Origin of the sequence: Plantibacter sp. CFBP 13570 (assembly GCF_014841395.1) — a bacterium.
Lineage (GTDB): Bacteria > Actinomycetota > Actinomycetes > Actinomycetales > Microbacteriaceae > Plantibacter > Plantibacter auratus.
Genome location: NZ_JACYTW010000050.1, coordinates 1 through 24,580, shown reverse-complemented (window position 1 = coordinate 24,580; position 24,580 = coordinate 1). Strand labels below are relative to the sequence as shown.

Below are 24,580 nucleotides of genomic sequence, written 5' to 3'. Positions count from 1 at the left end.
CCTCTTCGTTCCCGGCCGTCTTAGCCAACAGCCGTGAAGATGTCGATGGAACCCGACTTGAGCGACACGATGGCGCGCTTGGTGTCCTTGCGCTTGCCGGTGCCGAACTTGGTGCGACGGGTCTTGCCCTGACGGGTGAGGGTGTTGATCGAAGCGACCTCGACACCGAAGATCTTCTCGATGGCGAGCTTGATCTCGGTCTTGTTCGAGCGCGGGTCGACGAGGAAGGTGTACTTGCCCTCGTCGATCAGGCTGTAGCTCTTCTCGGAGACGACCGGCGCGAAGATGACGTCGCGGGGGTCCTTGTTGATCGCGGTCATGCCGAGACCTCCTCGGTTGCGGCCGTGTTGCCGGTCTTGCTGGCGACGAATGCCTCGAAGGCGGCCTTGGTGAAGACGATGTCGTCGGAGACGAGCACGTCGTATGCGTTCAGCTGGTCGTACGACAGCACGTGCACGTTCTGCAGGTTGCGGACGCTGCGGAGGCTGACCTCGTCGTCGCGCTGGAGGACGATCAGGACGTGCTTCGAGGAAGCGACGTTCGTCAGGTACTCGGACACGGCCTTCGTCGACGGCTTCTCACCGATCGAGAGGGAGTCGACGACGTGCAGGCGGCTGCCGCGTGCGCGGTCGGAGATGGCGCCGAGGAGAGCCGCGGCGATCATCTTCTTGGGGGTGCGCTGTGCGTAGTTGCGGGGCACTGGACCGTGGACGATGCCACCGCCGGTCATCTGAGGTGCACGGATGGAGCCCTGACGAGCGTTACCCGTACCCTTCTGCTTGAACGGCTTGCGGCCGGCACCGGACACTTCGCCGCGGCGCTTGGTCTTGTGCGTCCCCTGGCGGGCGGCAGCGAGCTGCGCGACGACCACCTGGTGGATGAGCGGGATGTTGGTCTGAACGTCGAACACCTCGGCAGGAAGGTCGACGGTGCCGGCCTTCTTGAGCTTGGTGTCGAGCACGTCGAGAGTAGCGATAGCCATGGAACTACGCTCCCTTCACTGCGGTGCGGACGAATACGATGCGGCCACGAGCGCCGGGAACGGCACCCTTGACGAGCAGCAGGCCCTTCTCGGCGTCGATGGCGTGAACCCGGAGGTTCAGCACGGTGACGCGCTCGCCACCCATACGACCGGCCATGCGCATGCCCTTGAAGACACGGCTCGGGGTCGAGGAGGCGCCGATGGAGCCCGGCTTGCGGTGGTTGCGGTGAGCACCGTGAGATGCGCCCGTTCCCTTGAAGTTGTGACGCTTCATGACACCGGCGAAACCCTTACCCTTCGAAGTGCCGACGACGTCGACCTTCTGGCCGGCCTCGAAGACACCGTCGACGGTGAGCTCCTGGCCGAGCGAGTACTCGGATGCGTCGGCGGTGCGGACCTCGGTGAGGTGACGACGCGGCGTCACGCCGGCCTTGTCGAAGTGACCCGCGTCAGGCTTGCTGACCTTGCGGGGATCGATCTGGCCGTACGCGATCTGCACGGCGTCGTAGCCGTCGACCTCGGGGGTGCGAACCTGCGTGACCACGTTGGGCGTGATCTCGATGACGGTGACGGGAACGAGCTTGTTGTTCTCGTCCCACACCTGGGTCATGCCGAGCTTGGTGCCGAGCAGACCCTTGCTGGTCTTCGTGTTAGACATGTCTTCCTTCCGTCTCTACCGAGCTCAGAGCTTGATCTCGATGTTGACGTCCGCCGGCAGGTCGAGACGCATGAGCGAGTCGACGGCCTTCGGGGTCGGGTCGATGATGTCGATCAGACGCTTGTGGGTGCGCATTTCGAAGTGCTCCCGGCTGTCCTTGTACTTGTGCGGCGAACGGATCACGCAGACCACGTTCTTCTCCGTCGGAAGCGGCACGGGGCCGACGACGGTTGCGCCTGCACGGGTGACCGTGTCGACGATCTTGCGCGCCGAAGTATCGATGACCTCATGGTCATACGACTTCAGTCGGATGCGGATCTTCTGTCCCGCCATGTGTGACTCACTCTCTGTCTCGCGTCGTGCGGATCGCTCCGTATTGGACGCATATCGTGCGCTTTGCAACGTTCGGTTGCTCCGCGCCATTGGCACTACTGGTGTCGCACCACTGTTCTGCTGTCAACGACCACTCGTGTCTTGCGACCCTCGTGGTCATCCACCGGCTTCCACCCCGACTCGTGGTCGACGCTGGGCGTAGCACTGCTACGACCTGGATTGCGATGAAGTGATTGGTGTTCTGCTACCCGCGGCCTAGGCTCGATCCCTGTCGCGTTGCCGCGTCTGGGAGCTCCTATGCACTACCTGGCAGTGATCCGCCGGAGCGCGCACAGGCACGCTCGTCCGAAGTACTGAACTGGACTAGTTTGCCACGGATCCACCATGCGTGCAACCCGGGCGTGTCGCGGGCGTCGGATGGTCAGGATCCGCTCAGTCTCGGGCGTCGTGAGCACCGAGGCGCCGCTGCTCAGCAGGGCTCGACGACGTTGTCGACCTCGACCGGACGCACCCCCGGGGTGCCCAGGAACCGCACCGCGTCGACCGTCGCGCCGGACACGTCCGCATCGACGTCGAGTGTCACCGTCGCGCCCGGCGCGATCGTCACCACCACGTAGGCCACGGGGCGTCCGTCGTCCGATCCGGCCGTGTACGGGGCCTCGGCGCCGTCAACGCGAACCGAGTGGATGTCGGCACCGTCGGGCGCGTAGGCCATGACCCGCAAGCGCATCCACCCACGCGGGAGCCCCTCACGCTCGTGGAACCCCGCGATGTAGTCGAACGCCTCCGTGTCGAGCTCCGGCTCCGTGTCGATCGTGTTGGAGAGCTCGGACGTGACCATCACCGTGCGGGTCCCGTCGACGTCGCACGACGCCGCACGGACACGGACCCGCTGTCGGAGGTAGTACTCGAGTTTGGACCCGACCGCGTCCGAGAGGTACAGCCCGAACGGCACCGAACGAGACGAACGCTCGGGCAGGGCGCCGCCGACCCCGGCGAGCACCAACGCCCGCTCCTCGACGCGGTCGGGACTCCAGGCGAGCAGACGCCGCTCGTCGACCGCCTGCACCCAGCCGTCGATCGCACGGGGCACCACCATGGAGCCCGCCTGCAGCTGCGAGATGAGCGCCTGCACGACGGCGGTGAAGGTCGCGTCCTGCGCCCGGTTCGCCTCGTCGCTGAGACCCGGGTGGTCTCGGTACACGCCGTTCAGGAGCTCGTCGACCACCGTCTCGCTCGACAGCTCCGTACCGTCGTCCAGCACGACGGGGCCGGTCGCTCGCAGCAGATGGGAAAGCGCGACCGGGTCCACGGCGAGCACCAGGTCGGGCGTGACGCCCTGACTCTCCTGCCACAGCCGCGAAGCCACCTGCGCACCGTACGGGAAGTCCGGCCGCGCCGTCACCTCATGGATGGAGGTGCCTGCGGCAGCGTAGCCCTCGGTCCGGTAGAGCGCGTCGGCATCGGCCGGGAGGGGCACCACCGGATCGGCGTGCGACACGAAGTCCGCGCCGCCGAGGGTCCTGGTCACGCTCAGCGCGCCCTCCTCGACGTGCACGAGCGCCGAAGCTCCCGCGATGCCGCCGAGGGCTCGGCTCTCCGCCGAGTTCTGGAACAGGACGACCACGTCTCGCGGCCCCTCCTCCCCCAGGAACCCGGGCAGCGCTCGCAGCACCGGTGCGAGCCGCGAGGCGAGCGATGAGGCCTCGCGCAGCGGTCCGTCGAGTCCGACCAACGCCGACGCCACCTGCGGCAGGAGCACCGACCGGTCGAGGCGGTCGAGGCGCGCGACCTGCTCCTCGAGTCGCTCGAGCGCGCGCGCCGAGGTGCGCGCCAACCGCCCCACCCGCTCCGTGTCCAGTCGCCCGTCGACCGCGAGTCCGTCGACGGACAGGTCGAGGACCGGCTCGACGACCTCGTCGACGACCACGTGGGCCGCCTCGACGGCCGTGCGCACCGCGACGAAGTTCACCCCGGAGACGGGCACGCGTTCGGCGAGCCACCAGTCAGGCCGCCGAGTCGACGTCAGGGCCCGCTCGACCGCGTCGCCGGCGCGCTGCACGACGGCAGGATCGATCGCGTCGGCGCCGTCACCGACGACGCCCGCACGGATCGCCTCGAGCTCAGGCAGGACCGACGTGAGCTCCTCCCGGACGGACATGGCCTCCACCGCCGCCGACACGGTGGCTCCAGCGATGCCGAGCAGAACGGACAGGGCGACGATGCTCGGGATCAGGACACGTGGGCGCGACAGGCGACGCGGACGGATGGACGAACGGGACACGGTCACCTCGGCGGCTCGATGCAGAATGGGTCGCCTGATATCTTACATATGAGGTACCGGGGTCCCGACCGTCCGACGGCACGCACGACGAAGGGCCCGGAGCGAAATGCTCCGGGCCCTTCGTGTGGAACCGTGTCGACCCTGCGGTCGATCAGGGGTTCGCGTCAGCGGATGCTTACGCGAGCACCTTGGTGACGGTGCCGGCGCCGACGGTGCGGCCACCCTCACGGATGGCGTAGCCGAGGCCGACCTCCATGGCGATGGGCTGGATCAGCTCAACGGTCATGTCGGTGGTGTCGCCGGGCATGACCATCTCGGTGCCCTCGGGCAGCGTGATGACGCCGGTGACGTCGGTGGTGCGGAAGTAGAACTGCGGACGGTAGTTCGCGTAGAACGGGTTGTGACGCCCACCCTCATCCTTGGACAGGATGTACGCGGTGCCCTCGAAGTTCGTGTGCGGCGTGACCGAACCCGGCTTCACGACGACCTGGCCGCGCTCGACGTCTTCACGCTTCGTGCCACGGAGCAGGAGACCACAGTTCTCGCCGGCCCATGCCTCGTCGAGCTGCTTGTGGAACATCTCGATACCCGTGACGATCGTCTTCTGCGTCGGGCGGATGCCGACGATCTCGACCTCGGAGTTGATCGCGAGCGTGCCACGCTCGGCGCGGCCCGTGACGACGGTTCCACGACCGGTGATCGTGAAGACGTCCTCGATCGGCATGAGGAAGGGCTTGTCCTTGTCGCGCACGGGGTCGGGGACGTTGGCGTCCACGGCGTCCATGAGGTCGAGGATGCTCTGCACCCACTTCTCGTCGCCCTCGAGCGCCTTGAGGCCCGAGACGCGGACGACCGGTGCGTCCTCAGCGAAGCCCTGCGAGGCGAGCAGCTCGGAGACCTCGAGCTCGACGAGCTCCAGGATCTCCTCGTCGTCGACCATGTCGGACTTGTTCAGCGCGACGAGCAGGTAGGGGACGCCGACCTGCTTGGCGAGCAGCACGTGCTCACGCGTCTGAGCCATCGGGCCGTCAGTGGCGGCGACGACCAGGATCGCGCCGTCCATCTGCGCAGCACCGGTGATCATGTTCTTGATGTAGTCAGCGTGACCGGGGGCGTCGACGTGCGCGTAGTGGCGCTTCGGGGTCTCGTACTCGACGTGCGAGATGTTGATCGTGATACCACGCTGACGCTCTTCCGGCGCGGAGTCGATCGACGCGAAGTCGCGCTGCACGTTGGTCGCGGACGGGAACTTGTCCGCCAGGACCTTCGAGATCGCCGCGGTGAGCGTGGTCTTGCCGTGGTCGACGTGACCGATCGTACCGATGTTGACGTGCGGCTTGGTCCGCTCGAACTTGGCCTTTGCCACTGTGAGTCCTCCTCAGGACGTTGTGCGGGACGCCGGGCACCATTCGATGCCCGACGCACTGCAGGGATGTGTATTCATGTTACGCGATCCGCCCGGGTGTTCGCACACCCGGCCGGACCGCGGTGAAGAGAGAGTGAGTGACTACTCGCCCTTGTTCTTCTGGATGATCTCGTCGGCGACAGCCTTCGGGACCTCCGCGTAGCTCTCGAACGTCATCGAGTACACGGCACGACCAGAGGTCTTCGACCGGAGGTCGCCGATGTAGCCGAACATCTCGGAGAGCGGCACGTTGGCACGGATGACCTTGACGCCGGTGGCGTCGTCCATGGACTGGATCTGTCCACGGCGCGAGTTGAGGTCTCCGATGACGTCGCCCATGTACTCCTCAGGAGTACGCACCTCGACCGCCATGAGCGGCTCGAGGAGGACGGGGTTGGCACGCGAGTAGGCCTCCTTGAGACCCATCGAGCCGGCGATCTTGAACGCCATCTCCGAGGAGTCGACGTCGTGCGCCGCACCATCGGTGATGATCGCCTTGACACCCACGACCGGGTAGCCGGCGAGGCCACCAACCTGCAGGGCATCCTGGAAACCGGCGTCGATCGACGGGATGTACTCGCGCGGGATGCGACCACCGGTCACGGCGTTCACGAACTCGTAGGTCGTCTCCGGAGTGACGTCCATCGGCTCCAGATCGAACTGGATCTTCGCGAACTGACCCGAACCACCGGTCTGCTTCTTGTGCGTGTAGCCGTACTTCTCGACCTTGCGCTTGATGGTCTCGCGGTACGCGACCTGCGGCTTGCCGACGTTGGCCTCGACGTTGAACTCGCGCTTCATGCGGTCGACGAGGATGTCGAGGTGGAGCTCGCCCATGCCCTTGATGACCGTCTGGCCGGTCTCGGTGTTCTGCTCGGTGCGGAACGTCGGGTCCTCTTCGGCCAGCTTCTGGATCGCGGTGCCCAGCTTCTCCTGGTCGGCCTTGGTCTTCGGCTCGATCGCGACCTCGATGACGGGCTCCGGGAAGCTCATCGACTCGAGGACGACCTGGTGCTGCGGGTCGGACAGGGTGTCACCGGTGGTGGTGTCCTTCAGGCCGATGACCGCGTAGATGTGACCGGCGGTGACGAAGTCGACCGGGTTCTCCTTGTTGGCGTGCATCTGGAAGATCTTCCCGATGCGCTCCTTCTTGCCCTTGGTCGAGTTGATGATCTGCGCACCGGAGTCGAGACGACCCGAGTAGACGCGGACGTACGTCAGGCGACCGAAGAACGGGTGCACCGCGACCTTGAACGCGAGCGCGGTGAAGGGCTCGGTCGAGTCGGGGTGACGCTCCACGACCTTCTCCTCGTCGCGCGCGTCGTGGGCCTCGATGGCCGGGACGTCGAGCGGGGAGGGGAGGTAGTCGATGACGGCGTCGAGCATCGGCTGGACGCCGCGGTTCTTGAACGCGGAGCCACAGAGGACCGGGTACATGGTGCTCGTGATGGTGAGGTGACGGATCGCGGCCTTGATCTCCGCGACGGTCAGCTCTTCGCCACCGAAGTACTTCTCCATGAGCGCGTCGTCGGTCTCGGCGACGGCCTCGAGGAGCGCGGTGCGGTACTCGGCCGCCTTCTCCTTGAGGTCTTCCGGGATCTCCTCGATGGCGTACTTGGCGCCCATCTCGACGTCACCCTTGGCGTCTCCGCGCCAGGTGAGCGCACGCATCTCGACGAGGTCGACGACGCCCTCGAAGTTGGACTCGGCACCGATCGGCAGCTGGATGACCAGCGGCTTCGCGCCGAGGCGGCTGATGATCGTGTCGACGGTGAAGTAGAAGTCGGCGCCGAGCTTGTCCATCTTGTTGACGAAGCAGATGCGCGGGACGTCGTACTTGTCGGCCTGACGCCAGACGGTCTCGGACTGGGGCTCGACGCCCTCCTTGCCGTCGAACACCGCGACCGCGCCGTCGAGGACGCGGAGCGAACGCTCGACCTCGACCGTGAAGTCGACGTGGCCGGGGGTGTCGATGATGTTGATCTGGTTCTTGTTCCAGAAACAGGTCGTCGCGGCGGACGTGATGGTGATGCCGCGCTCCTGCTCCTGCGCCATCCAGTCCATCGTCGACGCACCGTCGTGGGTCTCGCCGATCTTGTGGTTGACGCCCGTGTAGAACAGGATGCGCTCGGTGGTGGTGGTCTTGCCGGCATCGATGTGGGCCATGATGCCGATGTTGCGGACCTTGTTCAGGTCGGTGAGCACGTCTTGTGCCACGGGGTCCTCCGGGGATAGGTAGGGGTGAGCTGATTCACTCGGTGACGCGAGGGCGGGCGGATCGCCCGCCCTCGCATCGGGCGGCGACTACCAGCGGTAGTGCGCGAACGCCTTGTTCGACTCGGCCATCTTGTGCGTGTCTTCACGACGCTTGACGGCTGCACCGAGACCGTTCGATGCGTCGAGGATCTCGTTCTGGAGACGCTCGGTCATCGTCTTCTCGCGGCGGCCCTTCGCGTAGCTCACGAGCCAGCGCAGGGCGAGGGTGTTGGCGCGGTGAGGCTTGACCTCGACCGGCACCTGGTAGGTGGAACCACCGACGCGGCGCGAACGCACCTCGAGGGTCGGGCGGACGTTGTCGAGCGCCTTCTTGAGCGTGACGACGGCGTCGCCCTGGTTCTTGGCGGTGACGCCTTCGAGTGCGTCGTAGACGATGCGCTCAGCGAGGCCCTTCTTGCCGTCCAGCAGGATCTTGTTGACGAGCTGGCTGACGATGGGGGCGCCGTAGACGGGATCGGCGACGACGGGACGCTTCGGAGCTGGACCCTTGCGAGGCATTACTTCTTCTCCATCTTCGCGCCGTAGCGGCTGCGAGCCTGCTTGCGGTTCTTGACGGCCTGCGTGTCGAGGGCGCCACGGACGATCTTGTAACGGACACCCGGGAGGTCCTTCACACGACCACCACGGACCAGGACCAGCGAGTGCTCCTGGAGGTTGTGGCCCTCACCGGGGATGTACGCGGTGACCTCGGTGCCGTTGCGCAGCTTCACGCGGGCGACCTTGCGCATCGCCGAGTTCGGCTTCTTCGGGGTGGTGGTGTACACGCGGGTGCACACGCCGGCCTGCTGGGGGTTGCTCTTCAGGGCGGGCGCCTTGGTCTTGACGACCTTGGGGCTGCGGCCCTTCCGAACCAACTGCTGAATGGTTGGCACTACTTGCTCCTTGATGATGACTGCACGGTGACAGTGGTACTGCAGCATTCGTGGACCGGTCTCCCGGATCACGAGGTCGTATGGACCCACCGGCGCCGCGCGAGTGCGCGTCGCTTTCGTGGTGGGTATGCCGTGGGGGCGATCGGCAACCGGGACCAGCCCGGCGGGGATCAACCCGATGGTGCAAGACTGCTGTCCACTCCCCCGAGCCAGGCTCCGGAGAACGTGGACAGCACGAGAGCGCACGACAGCGCGCACACCCAACCAAGACTAGCCCGCCGACAGGCTGTGGTCAAACGACGACGGCCCCTGGGAGCATCGCTCCCAGGGGCCGTACAGCTCGGCGTCTACGGGGACGGGACGAAGGTCGCGCCCTCGTCGGTGAAGCCCTCGATCGTGCCACCGACGACGAAGTCGACCGGGTTGATGCTGTAGCCCGGGCCGGTCTGGCCGGTGGCCGGGTCGGTCAGCGTGCAGGTCATCGACATGCGTCCGACGGTCTCGGAGTCGACGGTCCAGCCGCCGCCCGCGAAGTCGCCGATCGTGAAGGTCGGGCGCGTGTCGAACTTCCAGGTCACGCCGGAGGGGGTGAAGCCGGTGTCGTTGCGGATCTCGAAGGGGCACCCCTCCGGGGCGAGCTCCGTCGCCGCACCGCAGCCGTCGATGTACGCGTTGACGGCCTCCTCGACGGCGGTCGTCCCGGCGTCGGTGAGGGCGACGGCGAGCGTCGCGGGTTCCGCGGCCTGACCGAAGCCCACGGCCGTCGTGGTCGTCGCCTCGGCGGTGTACCAGTCGCTCTCACTGAGGGCGACGTCGTAGGTGCCCGGGAGGGCACGCAGCTGGTACGAACCCTCGGCGATCGGTTCGACGTCGGTGAGGTCGACACCGCCGACCGTCGCGACCGCGTCCTCAGGGGCGACCACGTCGACCTGGACCGTGCTGAGTTCGGGAGCCTCGAGCTTCCACTTGTCGAAGAGCACGGCGTCCTTGCCGACCTTGGTGAGCGTGAACTCCTGGTCGACGCTCTCGCCACCCTGGGTGAGACGGGCCTCGACGGTCGCGGTGTTCCCGCTGGTCGTCGTCTTCCCGATCGTGTAACCGGAGACCTTGCCGGACGCCGCCTTGTACGCGTCGTCGGTCAGCAGCACGTCGGCCGCCGACACCTCGGTACCGGAGAGCTTGAGCGCCTGTTCGGCGTCGCCCGACTTGAGGGCGTCGAGGTAGCTCTTGACCGTCACCTCCGGGGCGTGGAGGGCGTTACCGACGCTGACCCCGACGATGCCACCGACGATGATGAGGAGGAGGGCGCTTCCGCCGGCGATGATGCCGGTGAGCCCCTTCTTCGAGAGCTTCTTCTTGGGCGGCTGCTGGCCGCCGCCGTAGCCGCCCTGCGCGTACGGCGCCTGGCCGTACTGCTCGGTGGGCTGCTGGCCGTACTGACCGGTGCCCTGCTGACCGAACTGCTCGGTCGGCTGCTGGCCGTACTGCGCCGTCTGACCGTATTGACCGGTCTGCTGGCTGTACTGGCCGTACTGACTCGTCTGCTGGCTGTGCTGGCCGGACGACTGCTCACCGTACTGGCCGGACTGCTGCCCGTACTGCCCTGACGGCTGGGTCGGCGACTGCCCATACGGCGACTGCTGTCCGTACTGACCCGTCTGCTGCTGGCCTGAGCCCGACTGCTGTGGGCCGTTACCCTGCCATCCCTGCTGCGGGTCGGGCTGGGCGGGCGGTCGCTGCCACTGGGGCTGCTGCGGGTTCTGATCTCCGGGATCGGTCATGGTGTTGCGCCCCCAATGAGCATGGATCGTGCTGATGACAAGTGCTCGAAAGTATAGTGACGGGTGTCGGACAGCACGATGGGGAGATCTCCCCTCCTGCGTTCGGGTGTGCCCCGACGGCTACCAGGGCGAGGTGGGGGAATCGAGCTCGAGCGCGAGGTCGTCGAGGAGCGCGGTGACCTGCGGTTCGACGTACCGCTCGACGGCGTCGTGGATGGCGAGGCGGTGCCCGACGAGCAGTTCGCAGATGCGGCGCCCGGTCTCGTTCGCGCACTGGTCGGCGAGGGCGATCTCGGTGCGCAGCGCCTCCTTCGCGTCGTCGGACAACGGCGGGGGTGGTGGGACGGTCCTCGCCTGGGACTCGCCGAGCTCCGCGAGGGTGAAGAGGTAGGGCTGCTCGGGATCCGGGTCGGGGTCGAGCTGCAGGCCGTCGAACTCCGGGTCGAGCCCCTCCCCCGGACGGTAGGAGCGCTGCGCCTCGCGCAGGTCGGCGGCACGCAGTTCGGCACGGAGGACGGGGAGGTTCTGCTCGGTGTATTCCGCCACCGCGTGGTCGACGAGGGCCTTCATCCGGGTGGCGAGACCGTGCTGCACCTGGTGCGGGACGTCATCGACGAGGCCTGCTGCGCGCAGGATCGGGGAGCCGATGCACCGGCGGCAGATCCGGGTGCGTCCGCGGTGGGCGGCGGGGTGCCAGCGCGGCAGCCACCGGAGCCAGGCGTCGACGGCCTGGCTCACGCTGGTCTCGAGCGAGCGCTCCATACTCACCGAGGGTAGCGCCTCGGCGGCTGTATCGGCCTCAGCGACCTCCGGTGGCGCGCTGGTCGCGTGCTGCTCGCCGGGCGAGCGAACCGGACGGCTGCAGCCGACTCACGAGACTGCGTTTCGCGCGGTAGCGGAACCGGCTCCGCTGGCGGGCGAACCAGCCGAGCGCTCCCTGCGCCCGTGACGCCTCGGCCTCCGACCGCTGCCACAGCTCGTCGGCCGTCGTATCGTCCACGTCACGACCGGAGAAGACGACGTCGTCGGTCGTCCCCGCGAGCGCGGTGAGCGTGGTCGCGCCCTCCGGTTCCTGGGCTCCGAGCGCGGATGCCGTGGTCGACCGCGTGGCGGCCGCGGGCACCGTGTACCCGAGCTCGGCGTAGCGGTCGATCAGCTCGTCCCACGCACCGGCGGCACTGCGATCACCACCGCCCGCGCGGCGACGCTTCGTCCGCCGACGCTTCGCACCCGAGATGGCGAGGAGCGGGATGACGTACAGCGACACCGGGACACCCACGATCAGCGCGAGCCACCACACCCATTCCGGGATCACGAGTCCGTCGTTCTTGTCCTTGTCGTCGCCGTCGTCGATCGAGGCCTCGGTGAGGAGGCTGTCGTCGAGGTTGTCGCTGCGCGGCGGCTGACGCACCTGCGGCTGCGGCTCGGTCTTGGGCTTGGGATCCTGGTCCTGCGGGATCTCGGTCTCGTCGGGGGTCGGTGAGAACGCCACCCAGCCGTAGCCCTCGAAGGGCACCTCGACCCACGCCGTCACGTCGTCTCCGACGACCTGCACCGAACCCTGGCCCTCGGTCACCTCGGGCGCGAAGCCCATGACGACTCGCGCGGGGTAGCCGAGCGAGCGAGCCATGAGCGCGAACGCCGACGCGTACTGCTCCTCGTCGCCGACCATCGGTGTGCGGGTGAACAGCTCCGACATCCGGTCGGCACCGTGGCCGGCGCGTGACGGAGAGCTGTCCGAGGCGAGCCCGTGGCTGAGGAACCCGGTGGTGCGGAGGGTCTGCTCGATCGCGCGCAGCTGCCCCATGGGCGTCGTCTCGGTGCCGACGAACTCCGAGGCCTTCGCGACCACGATGTCCGGGATGTTCGTGACGGGCGGCAGCTCGACCGCTGCGGTCGGCGTCGTCGCGAGGGCCGTGTCGCTCGGGACCGCCTGCGTGGTGGTCCGCTCCTCGTAGTCGTCGCCCGTGCCGATGCCCGAGGTGATGACGGCCGCGCCACTCTCGGCGTTGTAGCGGATGTCCTCGGATCGCTCCGCCGCCTTGCCGTCGAGGGTGAGCGCGCTCGGGTACCCGACGCTGGGCACCCAGATGTCGTCGTAGCCGGTGATGTCGATCGAGACCCGTCGGTCGCTGCCCGGTGTCATGAGCTGCGGTCCGGGAAGGTGATCGCCGACGAGCTCGAAGGCACCGGAACCGTCGGTCGCCGTGGAGGGCCCGGAGACGGTCCACAGACGTCCGTCGTAGCTGTCCATGGCCGCCAGACGGATCCGATCCCCCGGCTCGAGGCCGGTGGCGGTGAAGAGCTTCGTCTCGGCGAGGTCCTTCGTGTACTCGCGGAACCCGGCGAGCGGGCTCGGGTACTCCAGGGGGTCGAACGGCGGGGTGACGACCTCGCGGAGGACGAACCGGGAGTCCGCGGCTGGCGAGGCGACGACGGCCGCGCCGCCGCCGACGACGACCGCGACCGCGGCGAGGACCGCCGTACCGATGATCTTCTTGCGACGGAGGACGGCGGTGGTCGACGCTGCCGCGTTCTCGCCACGACCGGCACCCGGCCGCCACCCGAGCCAGAGGAGGGCGATGAGCGCGAACGCGATCCCGCGGACGGCCGCCAGGAAGGGCGTCTGCGTACCGAGGAGGACGCCGAGGGCGTACAGCACGGTCGGGCCGACGAGCACGATGGCGCAGCGGACGGCGACCTGCGGACGCCGCGGCAGCCAGCGGACGGCGAGCACGGCGGAGACGACACCGACGAGCAGCCCCGCAACGTAGGGCAGCGTCATGATGTACGCGGGCGCGCTCAGCGGGGTCTGCAGGGTGACGAAGTCCTTCCACCCGAACACGGCGCCGATGCTGATGCCACCGAGGGTCCGCAGGTTCGGGAGGACCGCGAACGTCGCCACGGACGGCATCGCCAGGGCACTGCCGAAGACGTAGAAGACGAGGACGGTCGAGAGGCCGGTCAGGAGCGCGTTCAGCCGGAGGGCGTGGGAGGCGACGCCCACCGCCATGCCGAGCGCGAGGCCACCGAGACCGGCGAGGAGGAACCCGGTGCCGCTGAGCGCCGCACCGAAGCCGAGCAGGCCGAGGGCCGCGAGGACGAAGACGACCGCGAGGTCGATCCAGGAGCGGCCGGGCAACGGCCACGGCGCGACGAAGGTCGGGACGATGCCCTGGACGTCGACGTCCGCGGCGGACCCGGCGGCCGCGCGTGGCGGGCGCACCGTCGTGCGCTCGTCGACCCCGCTCACAGCGCCCTCGACATGACCTTGGCGAGGTCGCTCAAGGCTCCGACCGTCATGACGTTCATCCCGGCGACGTCCTTGATGCCGGCCCGTGCACCGCGTTCGACGCGGATGCCGAACACGTTGACATCGGGACCGAAGAGGCGCTGGATCCCCCGGTACTCCTGTGCCTCGAGTCGCGAACCGGCGACGATGATGACGACGCTCGGTGCCGGCAGGCGCTTCGTGGTCTCCCGGGCGAAGGTGCGCGGGGTGTCGAAGGTGCCCTCGGCGAGCTGCAGACGGCAGCTGTCGTCGAGGAAGGAGGTCACGGTGTGGGTCCGCAGCGCAAGCCGGTCGGTCACGACGCTGATCGGGACCTGGTCGAGGATCACCTGGGTCGCGATCGACGCGGTGAGCGACACCGCCAACTCGAACTCGTCCTCGTCGTCGGCGTAATAGCGCGAGTCGGTCGTCATCACCATGGTGAGCTGCGACCGCCGCGTCTCCTCGAACTGCCGCACCATGAGCTGGCCCGTCTTCGCGGAGGACTTCCAGTGGATGTAGCGGCGGTCGTCGCCGGGGACGTACCCGCGGAGCGCATGGAAGGAGATGTCGTTGTTCGTGATGGTCTTCGTGACGAGGCCCTCGAGGTCGCGGATGAGACCGGCGGCCGTCGGGTGGAGGCGCGTGGTCTCGGGATGCACGAAGAGCTCGACCGGTTCCGTCCAGCGCACCTCGCGGCGCAACAGGCCGAGCTGGTCGCCACGGACCGACACGGCGGGCCCGGCTGGGATGACGGCTCGCCGGTTCGTCGGAACGGCGAACAGTTCCTCGTGTTCGCCGTCCTTCGGGATCGCCGGAATGGCGAACTCCGCGAGGCCGTAGCCCACGGGGACCTCGAGGCGCGTGGGCGTCGTGGCGCGGTTGCCGGGGTTGGCGATGAGGACCTGCCCGATCGCGCGCTCGCCGACGGTCACCCGGGTGGGGTTCAAGTGGATGGAGATACGGAAGGTCGACCGCCCGAAGAGGTAGGCGACGGAGGCCAGCAACGCGGCCAGCGGCACGAAGCCGAGGAAGACGAGTTCCGCCCACCCCAGGATGAAGCCGGCGACGGTCGCGATGACGCCGATCGCGAGCACGACCCAGCCGAGGCCGCTGACGACAGCGAGCACGGGTTGCGCTGCCGTCCAGGCGACCCTGGCCCAGGGCACGACGACGGCACCGACGCCGTCGAGCGCGCTGCGGAACGGGTTCGGCCGTCGGGCGGGAGCCGGCGCACCGTCGACGTGCGCATCGGGGCCGTCCTGGCCCGCCTCGGCAGGCGCACCGACCGACGCCGTGCGGACCGGATCGGATCCGTCCGGCGCGGCGGCGGCGCGCTGCTCGAGGGTCTCGCTCATGCTGCGCGGTACGCCGGCGGAGCGATGCTGACGAGGACCCGGGCGACGACGTCCTGCGCGGTCACGCCGGCGAAGTCGGACTCGGGGTCGATGATGATGCGGTGCGCGAGGACGGCCTGCGCGAGGTCGTTGACGTCGTCGGGGGTGACGTAGGTGCGTCCCTGCGAGATCGCCCAGGTCTTGACGGCGCGCACGAGCGCGAGAGCACCACGCATGCTCACGCCGAGGGCGACGTCCTGGTCATCGCGGGTGGCCGCAACGACGTCGGCGACGTACTCGAGGATGCTGCCGTCGACGTGCACCTCGGTGGCGAGCTGCGCCATGGTGACGACCGCGCTGGAGGCGATGATCGGTTGCACCTTCGTCGCGCGTGCCCGGTTGGAGGCGTCGAGCAGCAGGTTCACGGAGGTCTGGCGGTCGGGGTAGCCGAGCGTCGTCTTGATGAGGAAACGGTCGAGCTGCGCCTCGGGCAGCTTGTAGGTGCCCGCCTGTTCGATCGGGTTCTGCGTCGCGATGACCATGAAGGGCTGGCCGGCCTCGTAGCTCGTGCCGTCGATCGTGACGATGCCCTCCTCCATGACCTCAAGGAGTGCCGACTGCGTCTTCGGCGAGGCACGGTTGATCTCGTCCGCCAGCACGATGGAGGCGAAGATCGGCCCCTTGTGGAACTCGAAGATCCCCTTGCCCTGGTCGTAGATCGTCACACCGGTGACGTCGGACGGCAGGAGGTCGGGCGTGAACTGGATCCGCGAGCTCGTGCCGTCGAGCGTGTTCGCGAGGGCCTTCGCGAGCACGGTCTTGCCGGTGCCCGGGTAGTCCTCGAGGAGCACGTGGCCCTCCGAGAGCATGGCCGTGACGACGAGCTTGATGACGTGCTCCTTGCCGAGGATGGCCTGCTCGACGTTGCCGACGAGCTTGCCGAACGCGTCGGCGAACCAGGTGGCCTGTTCCTGCGTGACAGTCATGGAGGTGTTGGATGCTTTCGTGTAGGAGGGAGAGGTGGAAGGTCGAGCCGCTACATCGCGTTCCATGCGGCTGCTGAGGTGGCCCCGATGCTGAACGTCTCGCCCGTCGCCGTGTTCCGGAAGAACGCGGTGATCGTCTCACCGGCGGGGATGACGCCCAGGTGGTTGTTGTGGACGAAGCTGCCCGTCCCGCTGGCGTTGATGTTCGAGGTCGAACCCACCGCCGAGCCATTGCGCTGGATCTGCACGTCGTAGTTGCCGTTCGGGACGTCGGCGTAGCGGACTCCGACGTCGTAGCAACCGGTACCGCCGCTCTGACACGCGTGCGGTTGACCGGATTTGTAGAGCGAGCCGCTCGGCTTCGGCGGCGGCGGATTGTTCACCGTCACCTCGGCCGGCCCGCCTTCAGGTCCGGTACCTCCGGGACCCTCCGCAGAGACGTAGACCTGGTAGGTACCGGCGCCGATGCCACCCACCGAGTCGCTGGTGCCACCCGTCGTCCCGGTCTGCACCGTGCTGGAGCCGCTCATGATCCGCCAGTGGTACTTGTCGACCTGTCCGCCGGTGTCGGCGGGGGCGTTCCACCGCATGGTCAACGTCGCCGGCGCATCCCCTGACGACTTCAGCGAGACGTTCTGTGGCGCACTCGGCACGCCGTAGGCGGTCGCCGAGATCTCGTTCGAACCTGCGCTCGGACCCACGGCGTTGTGGGCATAGGCGGTGAAGGTGTAGCTCTGCCCGTTCGTCACGTCGAAGGTGCAGTCGTTGCCGGGGGCGCACTGCTTCTCCCCGCCGCCGCTCCACTTCACCGCGTGGTAGTCGATGGGCGAGCCGTTGCTCGCCGGCGAACCGCCGACGACGACGGTGATCTTGCCGCTCTTCGCACTCTTCAGGCTGAGCGACGGTGGATCGGGCACGTCCTTCACGATGACCGTGATGCGACCCTGGACCTTCCGGTTGGGGTCGTTCGTCGCGTCTTGGACCGTGTAGATGACGCTCACGGTCCCGCTCTTCGACGAACCGGGGGTGACCGTTACCGTGCCACCGGAGAACGTGGCCGTCGCCCCACCGGCCGGCGCGCTCTCAACGGTGGCGTCGACGATCTTGAGCGGGGTGTCGGGGAACGGGTTGTAGTCGTTCGCGAGCACGCTGATCGACTCGGCCTTGTTCTTGCGGCCCTCTTCGACGCGGTCGTCGATGGCACGTGGGAGCGGCCTGGTCGAGGAGACGACGCGGACGTTGATCGACCCCGGGACGGAGTACTCCTTGTAGTTCACGGTGAACGTCAGCGTGGCCGAGGTACCGGGTTGCGTCCCCTGCGGGGCGGAGATCGACACCTGCGAACCGGAGAGGCTGCCCTGGACGCCCGCGGTCGTGCCACCGAAGCCCTGGTAGGTGAGCGCCGCGAGGATCTTCGGGTTCGGGTGGTCGCTCGACGCCCGCAGGTCGACGGTCACCGGAGCCTCGCCGGCCTCGATCGTCACCGTCGGCGGGGTGAACGTCGGCGGGACGTCTTCGAGGTTCGGGTCGCCCACCGTGATCGGCAGCGTGAGCAGTTTGCTCTCTCGGCCGTCCGTGGCCTCGAAGCTCACCGAGGCGGGTCCGCGGTAGTCCTTCGCCGGGGTGAAGGTGATCGTGGCGTCGTCGACGTAGCTCGACGTGCCGTTGCTCCGGAAGTTGACGACGCTGCCCTCGGAGGCGATCGTGACCGGCTTGCCCGAGGGCGCCTCGGTGATGTCGGAAAGCTTCCAGGTGCGCGTCTCGTTGACCTTGACGATCTGCTCCGGCAGCGGGCTCTTCATCCGCGGTGGCTCGCCGTCCGTCGCGGCCGGCACGATGATGAACGCGGCGCCACTCAGCTGCGTGACCGGGTCCGTCAACCGGTAGGCGATCGCCTGGCGTCGGTCGGTGAGGGTCACCCGGATGGTGCCGCCGTCGCGGACCTCGCCGGAGGCGGCGTTCACACCTTCGAGGCTCGGCTTCAGGTCGTCGATCAGCCCGCCGGGGTTCTGCGCGCCGTCGAGCACGTCGATGTCGATGGTCTTCTTGCCGACGATGTCGGCGTCCTCGAGGACGTGGTCATCCGCCTCGGGGAACTGCGGCTTCGCATCCTTCGTGACCTTGACCTGGATGTAGGCGCTGTCGATGCCACCCTTGCCGTTGGTGATCTGGTACCGGACGGTGAAGAACGCCTCCTCCTCCGGCACTTCGATGACGACGCGGCTCTTGCTGACCTCGGCGGTGAGGCCGTCGTCCACCGAGAGCAGCTTCGGTTCGAGTTTGAGCTTGTACCCGTTCGGATCGGAGTCGTTCGAGAGCACCGGTACGGAAGCGACCTTGCCCGGGAGGACCTCGATGTAGTCGTCGACCGCGTTCGGCTGGCCGTCGACCTCCGGGCGTCCGATGACCCCGATCTTGATCGAGCCGACGGCGACCGCGCCGTAGGTGTCCTTCACCCGGTACTGGAAGGTGTCGGTCCCGGAGGAGTCCGGAGCCGCCTCGTAGACGAACCACGTACTCCCCTGCTCGATGACCCGACCGAGCAACGGTGCCGAGGCGATGTCGTCGACGACGACGGAGTCACCGTTCGGGTCCAGCCCGTCGAGCGGGACGTCCACGCGGACCGTCGCACCCGCGAACACGCGCGAGGTGAGCAGCTGCGGCACGGGCGGCTGGTTGTTCTTCTTGTCCTCGCCGACCACGTTGAACGTGACCGTCGCCGTGTCGGCCTCACCGAAGGTGTCGTACACGCGGTACGTCGTCGTGTAGGTGCCCGGTTCGCTCGGCGCCTGGAAGCGGACCTCGTCGTCGTCGACGAAGGCGAGGCCGGCGGTCGGATCCTCGACGAGCTCGCGATCGACGAGCATGACCGCCGCGTCCGGGTGGTAGTCGTTCTCGAGCACCGCGACGTTGGCGATGTCGCCCGCTCGGACGACGACCGCGTCATCGGTCGCGACCGGTGCCTGATGCTTCGGCAGCGGTGGCACCGGCACGACCGTCACGGCCGCCGTCGCCGACGAGGTGCCGTCGGACACGACGTAGGTGAACTGCAGCTGCTGTTCGATCGGCGCGGACGAGGAGACGCGGATGACCGCGCTGTCGAGGACCTCGACGGACAACGAGGTCGACTCGTCGGGAACGGAGACGGACTGCACGGCGAGCACCTGCCCGCCCGGTGACTCGTCGTTGGCGAGGACCGGGATCGTGATCGTCTCGTTCGGCCGGAGATATCCCTCGTCCTTCACAGCGACGGGGGGCCGCACGTCGGTGGGCTTCTCGAGGACGTCGACGCGGATGAGCCCGATGCTGGAGGCGATTCCGGCGCCGAGTGTGTACTTCAGGTAGTAGGTGCCGGGCTCGTTCGAGGACACGGTGACCGACTGCTTCTCGAGGCTCGGCGAGGACACGAGTCCGCCCTGCAGGGCCTCGACACCGATGAGGCCGAGCGGGGCCCCACTCGGGGACTGGTCGTTCGCCAGCGGTTGGACGAGCGCGGACTCGCCGACGAAGGTCGAGACGAAGTCGGGTGTCCCGATCGGGCTCAAGGCTCCGGCGGGCTGCACGTCGACCTTGAGGGTGCCCTCCGCCGAGGTGACCCCGTCGGACACGACGAACTTGACGTCGCGCGGACCCATCTCGGGCGAGGCGTGCGTGAACGTCACGAACCCGTCCGGGGTGAACCGGACGAGGTCGCTGGACGCCGGCGACGCCGACTGGAGGAAGATGTCGTCGCCGTCGGGATCACGCCAGTCGGCGAGCACGTTGTAGGTGACCGTCTGCCCGGCCTCGACCGACACGGCGGCCTCGCGATGGGACGTCGGCGGCTCGTTGACCTCGGGCGGTTTGATGGCGATGCTCACGTTCGCTTCGGCCACGCCGCCTGGGCGGCCGTCGTTGACGGAGTAGCGGAACGACGTCGTCCCGGCCACGAACCCCTCGGCCGGGGTGAACTGGAGCGCACGCCCGCCGTCGATGTACTCCAGCTTGCCGGTCTCCGCCGCGACGTCGCTGGTGTTCTGGATCGTCAGGACGTCGCCGTCCGCATCGGAATCGTTGTCGAGCAGCGGCAGGACCGTCGCGCGACCCGGACGGACGCCGAACGCGTCGTCGCGGGCGATCGGCGGACGGTTCTCCTCGGTGCGCTCGGCGAGCGTGTCCTCGAAGGACTGCTCGGACGCCTTCTCGTCGCCGTCCTCGCCGTCCTCCTCCTGCGGGGGTGTCACCTCGTCCCAGTTGTCGACGAGGCGCATGTTCGCCTGGACGAGCCAGGAGTTGCCGGTCTGGACGTTGTTCAGGGCGATGACCGAGCGGTTCACCCGGAAGACGAGCTGCTGGCCGATGGTCTCCGGGTTGATGTCCTCGATGACCGGCTTCTTGTCGGCGCACTCGGCTGCGTACCGACTCGAGGAGGCCCAGGCTCCGTGCATGCAGCCGTCGAGGTTGACCGGTGCCGTGACCTCGGCCGCACTCGTCGCCGCTGTGGTGACGTCCGCGTCGAGCACCTCCGGGTCGCCGCCGCCGAGTGGGACGCGGACGAGCGAGTCACCGGTCGCGATGACGGCGGCGTCGTCCGATGCCGACGGCTCCTGGATCTTCAGCGGCTTGCCCGGCAGCTCGACGACGGAGCCGTCCTGCTTCACGAGGTCGCCGGACTTCAGGTCGAGGATGACCGCCTGCTCACCGGCAGCACTCAACTGGTAGTCGTCGAGCTTCGGGAGCTTCGACTCGGTCTTCGTGCCGTCGGGCAGGATGCGGTAGAGGCGCCCCTTCGCGGGTGCGACCGCGAGGATGGTGCCCGTCGAGGTGACGACCGCTTGACCGGCTTTGCCGATGGAGACGATCGGCTTCGTCTCCGTGGGGTCGAAGCGGAGCTCCCCCGCGGCATCGACGGACCAGAGCTTGCCGGTCTCCCCCGCCACGACCGAGAGTCGGTCGCCGCCGTAGTGCACCGTCGCGCCGGTCGGCAGCGAGACACGCTGGATGAGGCTCGTGAAGGCCGGATCGATGCGTTCGAGCGAGGAGAGCGCCTTGTCCTGGAGGAAGACGTCGTCGCCGTCCTGCAGCACGTCGGCGTTGTTCGACGCCGTCGACACCGCTCCGTCGAGTTCGGAGATCTGATCGTTGAGCCGCCCCGCGAGGAGCGACTCGCCGTTGGTGACCCAGACGTCGCGGGACTCGAGGTCGACCTCCGTGACCGGGAAGCCCTGGTGGATGAGCGCGGCGGTCACCGGCACGGCGACGAGGACCGACAGGGCCGTGATCGAGGCCGCGGTCTTGCGTTTGCGCAGCCAGGCACTCCAGTTGCTCACGATCCCCCAGGTGAAGTGTTCGGTCAGGCGGCCGCCATCATGCCACGGTCGCCGCTGAGTCTAGCAAAGTTGCGAGTCAGTCTCATCGACAAGAATGACATACATCAGATGTCGCGCTCGTTAACGGCCGGGGCCGACCTCGCCGGCATCCGCCTGATCGGCGTGGTCGAGGAGCGGGAGGTCGCTGGCGTCCACGAGACGGGTCGAGACCGCGTACTCGACGAGCCGTGCACGACGGCCGGTCGCGAGTTTCCCCGGCCCGCCGCGCAGCCCCTGGACACCGAACTTGTCGAGCTTGTCGCAGACGTTGTCGAGCTTGCGGTTGAAGGTGGTCTGGCTCCAACCGAGGCGGGCGGCAGCGGCGGCGGACGCCGGGATCTCGCCGCGACCGGGCGACGCCTGGCGCAGGACGTCCTCTGCCAGGGCCACGATGAGGAGGCGCTGGCTGCTCGTCAGGTGGATCGGCCCGACCGTCGTGGTTCCGGCGGTGGTCGTCGAGAGCTGCGACGGACTGAAGTACTCGAGGTCCGAGGTGATCGTGAAGTCGTAGGTCGTCGTCCCGGCACTGAACAACACCTGCAGCTCGGGGAACACGATCGGAAGCCGGGCACCGGGCGCGAGCCACGCCTGCACGTTACCGGTCGTGTCCGTCACCGTCGCGGAGAGGGTGTTCCCGATGTTCGTGAGCCACCAGAGCCCGGCATCGAAGGTCACGCTGAGGAAGGTCCGGTGCAGGAAGGGGTTCTCGTCGACGACGAGGTCACCCTCGCGCCCGATCAGGAACGGCTTGCGTGCGTCCACGGCGTACTCCTCGCCGCAGAACTCGACGCGCACCGCCGTCTTCGTCGTCGCCGTGTCGGTCGCCTCGTCCGTGGTCATCGTCTGGTCCCCCTGTGGTCGGTCATCGTCTCGGTCCCGCTACTGCTGCGAGCACATCTCGAGTGGATCGGGTGAGGTGACGCCGCCTCGGACGATCACCACCTCGATGCACAGCTGCGCGCCCGGAGCGCTCGGCTTCAGATCGACCGCATACGTCGAGGTCGGTACCTTCGGCGAATTCTTGCCGCTGCTCGTCACCTGGTAGATGTACGAGTCGCCGTCCTGCGGGTCCGGGTTGTCCCAGATGAAGGTGACGACGCTGCCGTCCTCGCTGATGTTCACGCCGAACGGCTTCGGCGAGGGGACGTCGCTCAGTTGGATCGGCGCCCCGGTCGCGGCGGCCGTGGGCTTCGGGTCGGCGGCCGCCCCCTGCCAGATGATCCCGGCCGCGATGCCGCCGACCGCCAGCACCGCGACGGCGCCCACGATGAGGAGGCGGGTCAGTCGGCGACGTCTGCCTCGTCCGGCCGCATCGGCATCGGGGTCCTCCGTGGGAACTGCAGCGGCGGTCTCGAGGCGGTCTCGGCGGATCGTCTCGGAGGGCAGCGAGGCCGCTCCGACGATGATCGGGGCCGAGGGCTGGATCGGCTGCACGAGCGGTCCCGCCGAGCGGACGACCGTCTCGTCGCCGACCGACGGCTGCACGCTCGGCACGCCGGGTCGGGGCTGGGCCTCGACCGTCGGGACCTGTCGGACCCGCGTCTCGTCCGACGCACTGCTGGACGTGTCCGGTCGGGGGGCCTGCGACTGCGGCTGCACGAGGTTCGGGATGTCGATGGGCGTCGGCGCGTAGGCCAGCTCCATCTCGACGCGCTGCAACGCCCGAGCGAAGTCGACGGCGCTCTCGAAACGGTTGGCGCGGTCCTTCGCGAGGCCCTTCTGCAGCGTCGCGACGAGGGAAGCCGGTGCGTCGTCTCGCCCGAGCGGGGTGACGGTCCCGCGCTCGATCCGGCTGATGAGGTCGGCCGCACCGTTCGACTGCCCGGGGATCTCGAACGGCGTCCGTCCGGCGAGCAGCGTGTAGACCGTCGCGGCCAGGGAGAACACGTCGGACCGGACGTCCGGATGCGGCTCGTCCTCGAACATCTCGGGCGGCGACCAGGGGATGGAGAGACCGACCGTCTGCGTGCCCGAGGCACCGGTGGAACCGACGTCGCCAGGGCGCCCGGGGCCGGCGGTCGTCGGAACCTCGAGTTCGACGGCCTGCGAGATGCCGAAGTCGGTCAGCGCCGGCCAGCCGTACGCGTTGGTGAGCACGTTGGCTGGTTTGATGTCGCGGTGGAGGATGCCGGCCGCGTGGGCGGTCGCCACCGCACTGGCCAGGCGGACGCCGGTGCGCAGTGCATCGGCGACGGCGAACCGCCGCAGCTTCGCCTGCTCGGCGAGACTCGGCCCCGCGCAGTACTCCATCGCGAGGTACGGTCGTCCGTCCGGAGCGACGTCCGCCGTGTAGATCGTGACGATGTAGGGGTGCGCGGAGAGCTGCGCCATGAGGTTCGCCTCGGCGACGAAGGCCTCGCGGGTCTGCTCGCTGAGGTGCTCGGCGAGGAGCACCTTGACGGCGACTTGACGCCTCGGCAGCTGCTGCTCGTACAGGAAGACGTCGGAGAACCCACCGGCTCCGAGCTGTCGTTCGAACCGCAGCCCGGGGATGGCCGGCGGTTGCGAGGGTGAACGGCGCACGTCAGCCCTCTCGGACGCGCAGCGCGACGCCGCCGCCGAGGTCGATGACGGTCCCGACGATCACCGGCGTCGGCTCCCCAGGTCGCAAGGACTGCGGTGCCTGACCGGGCAGGACGACCTGCGTGCCGTTCCGCGAGTGGAGGTCGGTGACGACGACCGTGCCGCCCTCGACCGCGACACGCACGTGGCTCCGCGAGATGTCGTCACCCGTGAGCGTGACCAGCGTCGGGACGACGGACGCCGGGACCTGCGAGACGCTCGGCGCCCGGCCGAGCACGACGGGCGAGGCGAGCGACTGGCGAGTCCCGCCGGGGAGCTCGAGGTAGGTGAGCGGCGTGGCCGACGGGGTGGACGACCGTGCGGGCGGGGTCTCGGCCGCGCGACGCGCACGCAGCGCGGCGAGATCCTCGGCGAGGATCGTGTGGCCGTCGTGGTCGCCGAGGTCCGATGGTCCGGCTGCCGCGGGTTCCGGTGCGGCGACCGCGGTGGCTGCCGGACCATCGGACCTCGGCGACCAGATCAG

The 24,580-nt window shown here is 68.4% G+C and carries 18 protein-coding genes; all 18 read right to left on the bottom strand.

Going from position 1 to position 24,580, the window contains the following annotated elements; genetic code table 11:
- Window positions 1–20: 20 nt before the first annotated feature.
- A complete protein-coding gene (rplW, locus tag IFT89_RS15185) occupies window positions 21–320 on the bottom strand; it encodes a 50S ribosomal protein L23 (RefSeq protein ID WP_056008147.1) in 300 nt (99 codons plus the stop codon).
- Window positions 317–982 carry a 50S ribosomal protein L4 gene (gene rplD / locus IFT89_RS15180; protein ID WP_079705263.1) on the bottom strand — a complete coding sequence of 222 codons (666 nt, stop codon included), beginning with the start codon at window positions 980–982 and terminating at the stop codon, window positions 317–319. Before rplD ends, rplW begins: the two co-directional genes overlap by 4 nt.
- 4 nt (window positions 983–986) lie before the next feature.
- Window positions 987–1,640 carry a 50S ribosomal protein L3 gene (rplC, locus tag IFT89_RS15175; protein WP_056008154.1) on the bottom strand — a complete coding sequence of 218 codons (654 nt, stop codon included), beginning with the start codon at window positions 1,638–1,640 and terminating at the stop codon, window positions 987–989.
- Window positions 1,641–1,664: 24 nt separating this feature from the next.
- A complete protein-coding gene (gene rpsJ / locus IFT89_RS15170) occupies window positions 1,665–1,973 on the bottom strand; it encodes a 30S ribosomal protein S10 (protein ID WP_005050520.1) in 309 nt (102 codons plus the stop codon).
- Between the two features lie 469 nt (window positions 1,974–2,442).
- Entirely contained in the window at window positions 2,443–4,257 is a 1,815-nt protein-coding gene (locus tag IFT89_RS15165; protein WP_202939378.1) for a DUF4012 domain-containing protein, read from the bottom strand.
- Window positions 4,258–4,432: 175 nt separating this feature from the next.
- Window positions 4,433–5,623: an elongation factor Tu gene (gene tuf / locus IFT89_RS15160; protein WP_064296705.1), complete on the bottom strand. Its 1,191-nt coding sequence runs from the start codon at window positions 5,621–5,623 to the stop codon at window positions 4,433–4,435.
- A 141-nt stretch (window positions 5,624–5,764) separates the two neighbouring features.
- Window positions 5,765–7,879: an elongation factor G gene (gene fusA, locus IFT89_RS15155; protein ID WP_064296706.1), complete on the bottom strand. Its 2,115-nt coding sequence runs from the start codon at window positions 7,877–7,879 to the stop codon at window positions 5,765–5,767.
- Between the two features lie 87 nt (window positions 7,880–7,966).
- Window positions 7,967–8,437, bottom strand: a complete 471-nt coding sequence (gene rpsG / locus IFT89_RS15150; RefSeq protein WP_064296707.1) for a 30S ribosomal protein S7 — start codon at window positions 8,435–8,437, stop codon at window positions 7,967–7,969.
- Window positions 8,437–8,811, bottom strand: a complete 375-nt coding sequence (rpsL, locus tag IFT89_RS15145; RefSeq protein ID WP_056008169.1) for a 30S ribosomal protein S12 — start codon at window positions 8,809–8,811, stop codon at window positions 8,437–8,439. Before rpsL ends, rpsG begins: the two co-directional genes overlap by 1 nt.
- A 347-nt stretch (window positions 8,812–9,158) precedes the next feature.
- Window positions 9,159–10,592, bottom strand: a complete 1,434-nt coding sequence (locus IFT89_RS15140) for a hypothetical protein (RefSeq protein WP_202939377.1) — start codon at window positions 10,590–10,592, stop codon at window positions 9,159–9,161.
- Window positions 10,593–10,712: 120 nt separating this feature from the next.
- A complete protein-coding gene (locus IFT89_RS15135) occupies window positions 10,713–11,354 on the bottom strand; it encodes a spermidine/putrescine ABC transporter substrate-binding protein (RefSeq protein WP_137242161.1) in 642 nt (213 codons plus the stop codon).
- A gap of 37 nt (window positions 11,355–11,391) precedes the next feature.
- Window positions 11,392–13,845 (bottom strand): transglutaminase domain-containing protein, encoded by a 2,454-nt coding sequence (locus IFT89_RS15130; RefSeq protein ID WP_202939376.1) that lies wholly within the window; start codon window positions 13,843–13,845, stop codon window positions 11,392–11,394.
- Window positions 13,842–15,221: a DUF58 domain-containing protein gene (locus IFT89_RS15125; protein WP_202939375.1), complete on the bottom strand. Its 1,380-nt coding sequence runs from the start codon at window positions 15,219–15,221 to the stop codon at window positions 13,842–13,844. Before IFT89_RS15125 ends, IFT89_RS15130 begins: the two co-directional genes overlap by 4 nt.
- The gene (locus tag IFT89_RS15120) at window positions 15,218–16,186 is read right to left on the bottom strand and encodes an AAA family ATPase (RefSeq protein WP_191940624.1); all 969 of its coding nucleotides are present in this window, start codon (window positions 16,184–16,186) and stop codon (window positions 15,218–15,220) included. The genes IFT89_RS15125 and IFT89_RS15120 overlap by 4 nt, the downstream gene beginning before the upstream one ends.
- A 50-nt stretch (window positions 16,187–16,236) precedes the next feature.
- A complete protein-coding gene (locus IFT89_RS15115; protein WP_202939374.1) occupies window positions 16,237–21,495 on the bottom strand; it encodes an Ig-like domain-containing protein in 5,259 nt (1,752 codons plus the stop codon).
- Window positions 21,496–21,615: 120 nt separating this feature from the next.
- Window positions 21,616–22,374 (bottom strand): hypothetical protein, encoded by a 759-nt coding sequence (locus tag IFT89_RS15110; protein ID WP_191940622.1) that lies wholly within the window; start codon window positions 22,372–22,374, stop codon window positions 21,616–21,618.
- Between the two features lie 39 nt (window positions 22,375–22,413).
- Window positions 22,414–24,057, bottom strand: a complete 1,644-nt coding sequence (locus IFT89_RS15105) for a serine/threonine-protein kinase (protein WP_202939373.1) — start codon at window positions 24,055–24,057, stop codon at window positions 22,414–22,416.
- Between the two features lies 1 nt (window position 24,058).
- On the bottom strand, window positions 24,059–24,580 hold a 522-nt coding region (locus IFT89_RS15100), incomplete at its 5' end, for an FHA domain-containing protein (protein WP_202939372.1).

Excerpts from the sequence above, each read along its gene's own strand:
- rplW (WP_056008147.1), bottom strand. The coding sequence starts at position 320 with ATGACCGCGATCAACAAGGACCCCCGCGACGTCATCTTCGCGCCGGTC.
- rplD (WP_079705263.1), bottom strand. The coding sequence starts at position 982 with ATGGCTATCGCTACTCTCGACGTGCTCGACACCAAGCTCAAGAAGGCC.
- rplC (WP_056008154.1), bottom strand. The coding sequence starts at position 1,640 with ATGTCTAACACGAAGACCAGCAAGGGTCTGCTCGGCACCAAGCTCGGC.
- rpsJ (WP_005050520.1), bottom strand. The coding sequence starts at position 1,973 with ATGGCGGGACAGAAGATCCGCATCCGACTGAAGTCGTATGACCATGAG.
- rpsG (WP_064296707.1), bottom strand. The coding sequence starts at position 8,437 with ATGCCTCGCAAGGGTCCAGCTCCGAAGCGTCCCGTCGTCGCCGATCCC.
- IFT89_RS15140 (WP_202939377.1), bottom strand. The coding sequence starts at position 10,592 with ATGACCGATCCCGGAGATCAGAACCCGCAGCAGCCCCAGTGGCAGCGA.
- IFT89_RS15135 (WP_137242161.1), bottom strand. The coding sequence starts at position 11,354 with ATGGAGCGCTCGCTCGAGACCAGCGTGAGCCAGGCCGTCGACGCCTGG.
- IFT89_RS15125 (WP_202939375.1), bottom strand. The coding sequence starts at position 15,221 with ATGAGCGAGACCCTCGAGCAGCGCGCCGCCGCCGCGCCGGACGGATCC.
- IFT89_RS15120 (WP_191940624.1), bottom strand. The coding sequence starts at position 16,186 with ATGACTGTCACGCAGGAACAGGCCACCTGGTTCGCCGACGCGTTCGGC.
- IFT89_RS15110 (WP_191940622.1), bottom strand. The coding sequence starts at position 22,374 with ATGACCACGGACGAGGCGACCGACACGGCGACGACGAAGACGGCGGTG.